This window comes from Moorena sp. SIO4A1 (genome assembly GCF_010672065.1).
Classification (GTDB): Bacteria; Cyanobacteriota; Cyanobacteriia; order Cyanobacteriales; family Coleofasciculaceae; genus Moorena.
In genome coordinates, this window is the sequence record NZ_JAAHHX010000211.1 from 1 (window position 1) to 3,053 (window position 3,053).

At 41.9% G+C, this 3,053-nt stretch carries 4 protein-coding genes; 2 read left to right on the forward strand and 2 right to left on the reverse strand.

Going from position 1 to position 3,053, the window contains the following annotated elements:
* Both F6K53_RS36280 and F6K53_RS36285 read left to right on the forward strand, forming a co-directional pair.
* On the forward strand, positions 1-275 hold a 275-nt coding region (locus F6K53_RS36280), incomplete at its 5' end, for a hypothetical protein (protein WP_293084277.1).
* A 33-nt stretch (positions 276-308) separates the two neighbouring features.
* Complete coding sequence (locus F6K53_RS36285; protein ID WP_293084280.1) at positions 309-1,595, forward strand: lectin-like protein; 1,287 nt, start codon at positions 309-311, stop codon at positions 1,593-1,595.
* A gap of 298 nt (positions 1,596-1,893) precedes the next feature.
* On the opposite strand, the gene F6K53_RS36290 is transcribed toward F6K53_RS36285, so the two are convergent.
* Positions 1,894-2,085 (reverse strand): hypothetical protein, encoded by a 192-nt coding sequence (locus F6K53_RS36290; protein WP_149030716.1) that lies wholly within the window; start codon positions 2,083-2,085, stop codon positions 1,894-1,896.
* Between the two features lie 167 nt (positions 2,086-2,252).
* A complete protein-coding gene (locus F6K53_RS36295; protein ID WP_293084283.1) occupies positions 2,253-3,011 on the reverse strand; it encodes a peptidylprolyl isomerase in 759 nt (252 codons plus the stop codon).
* Between the last annotated feature and the right edge of the window lie 42 nt (positions 3,012-3,053).

A 3,053-nucleotide genomic window follows, 5' to 3' on the forward strand; every position in this document is an offset into this window, starting at 1 on the left:
TGGGAGGTTTTCAGGGCAGTGCTAATAGCAGCACTGAAGTAGTTGGTAATTTTTCAGTACGAGCTAATCAAAAATTCTCTTTCAATTTTTCAGCAGCTTTAGAACTGAACGCCAAAGAAATTGAAAATTCCAATCGGGAATATTCTGAGGCTAACTCGGGGACATTTTTTTTCCTGTTGAATACTGATCAGATGAATCAGCCCAAGATTATCGATTCCTTTGCCATCTCTGGTGATTTAAATTCTTCCGATAAAATTGGAAATATATATTTTTAATCTATATCTTTTGACTCTAGTTATAACGTCAAAGTGAACTCTCCCAAAGAACGTTTTGATATTGATGGCAACAATGGTATAGATTTCGTCAAGGCTTCACTTACAGGCACTTATGAGCGCACCTTTAGTCGCAATACTAATCTGACGTTAGTGGAAATTAATCAAAGTGCTGTTAAATTATTAGGAGATACTTTAATTGACAACTTAGGTAATGATGTTCGCTACGGCACGATCTGGAATGATGAACTCCGTGGCACTAACAGCAATGACAAAATTTATGGCAGCCTAGGTAATGATTCCCTCTATGGATTTGATGGGAATGACATTTTAGAAGCTGGTCAAGGTGATGATAAGCTATATGGGAACTCTGGTAGCGACAAACTCCATGGCAGCTTTGGTAATGACACTCTTAAGGGTGGCTCGGGCAAGGACATGATGTATGGTGGCTCTGGTCAAGACATGATGTATGGGGGCACTGGTAATGACACAATGTATGGAGGCATTGATGATGATACCATCCAGGGTGGCTCGGGTAACGATTTCATAGCTGGGGATGCTGATCACCAAAACAACAATGTTAGTGTTTACCGTGGGCATCAATATCTCCTAACTTCTGTTGCTGGCACCTGGGACGAAGCTCAAGCTGAGGCAAAGCGTTTAGGTGGTAACCTGGTAACGATTAATGATGCTGCTGAGCAAACATGGCTGTTTAACAAATTTGGTTCTAAGGAACTGTTTTGGATTGGCTTAACTGACAGCTCAAGAGAAGGTAATTGGAAGTGGGTCAGTGGTGAGTCAGCAACTTATCGCAATTGGTCTCCAGGAGAACCCAACAACTCCACAATCTATGGAAGTCAACCAGAAGGTGAAGACTATGCCGTCATGGGTTGGGGCGATCGCGCCTGGAATGATTTAAGCGATCGCGATCCTTGGCATAATAATCTGCGAGGCGTGATTGAGATCAATCAGCCCAGTACTAAAGATACCATAATTGGTGGAGATGACATTATTACTGGTGGTCGCGGTAGTGATACCTTAGTAGGTGGCAGTGGCGCAGATAAATTTGTGTTCAAACGGAATGAGAGTTTGTTAACCGGTGAGTTTGATGTCATCAAAGACTTTGAAGTGGGTGTCGATAAATTTGAATTCCAAGGCTGGGGTAATGTTAATGCCTCCAGGTGGTTCAATAATGAAATATCCCAACGTGGGATTATTGATACTCAAGATGGTGCTCTTTTCCGTTCTGATTATGGTGGAACTGTTCTGTTTAAAGATGTGAGTGTAGTAGATCTCAGCTACTCTGACTTTAGATTTAGCTAACCCCCAATTCTAGAAGAAGCTGAGTGCTCAGTACTCAGTACTCAGTACTCAGTGCTGAGCGTACGTCATTGCTGATAAATAAATGAAAAGAAGTGATTGCCTGTTTTCTCGTCCAAAAACAATCAGCCAAAATGGCGATACTTTTGGAAGATAGTTATTTATGATAGTGGTGGGCTTTATGCTTTCCATCAAAAGCTCAGATCTGGCTTTGGGTAAAGAGGGTGGTAGCCCAATCCATGGTCGGTTAAGCAAGGGTCAACTGTCAACAGCAAAGTAGGTCAACTACCTACTATTTCAACTACCTACTAGAAGAAGCATGGCAAGAGGATGAACTTCTGCTATAAATTCTGCCACTAGAGTCTCTTTTGACAGTAACCTCTTGAATAATGGTTACTTTATCCCCAGAGGCACTTGCTGTACTTTCGGCTTGGACTACAACCGTACCATCTGGTGAAACTATCCATTTTCTGATTGCCTGGGAACGTCTCATGGTTACATCACTCTAGTTAGTTATTTTAGTTAGTTATTTTAGTTAGTAATTTTAGTGATGAGGTAAATTGAATTTACTTACCCCTGCTCCCTGAGCCGTTCGCGTCTGGCTCTGCCAGTAAGCGTGGCCCACGGCCTCAGTCCCTAAAACCAATAATAGCATTGGGATTATTCCCCAGTATTGATGGTACTAATTTCACTATGGATCATATAGTTAACTTCACTATTGAGCCACTCTTGAAACATACCCTGTAAAATTTCTTTAGACTTTTCTTCGGTTAATTCAGCTGGAATAAATTCTTCAACTAAGAAAAGATGGTATCCTTGTTCGGTGTGCAGAGGATGAGTCACTTCTCCTGGCTGAACACTAAAGATAACGGCAGCTATCTCAGGCTTAAAACTCCAGCGAGGCAACTTTCCTTCATAGCCACACCGTCGCTGCCTTTCTGGGTCTATATCATAGAAATGAGCAGCTTCATAAAAACTGATTTCTCCTTCCTCAATCTGATAGAAAAGCTCCTGAGCAATTTCCTCAGAATCCACCAGAATTTGATAAACCAAAACTTGCTCAAAGTCCAGTCGATTTTGAGCAAAGCTTTTTTCGACATGCTTAGAAAATAAGGACTCAGCAAGCTTTTGGGCAAGCAAGCGATCGCTAATTCCCGCTTCCCAATCCTCTGCTGTCACCATCTGATCTGCCAGCCAGGCCAATGTTTCTGCTGCTTTTTCCAAACGATTGGCATAACGGATCTCATCCGCCTGAGCTTGCACGTCTTCTGGTGAGACTGTTATCCCTCTTTCTTCAGCCGCTTTATTGATAACTCGTTGATACAAAACTTTTTGACAGATGCCCTTGAGATGCATCTCCTTTTTCAAGGAGTACATAATTTCCTCTGGAGTCACCGATGCTTTGGAAAGATCAACCATTACACCCGATTATTAACTATAACTGGAACTACTTACAGTCTT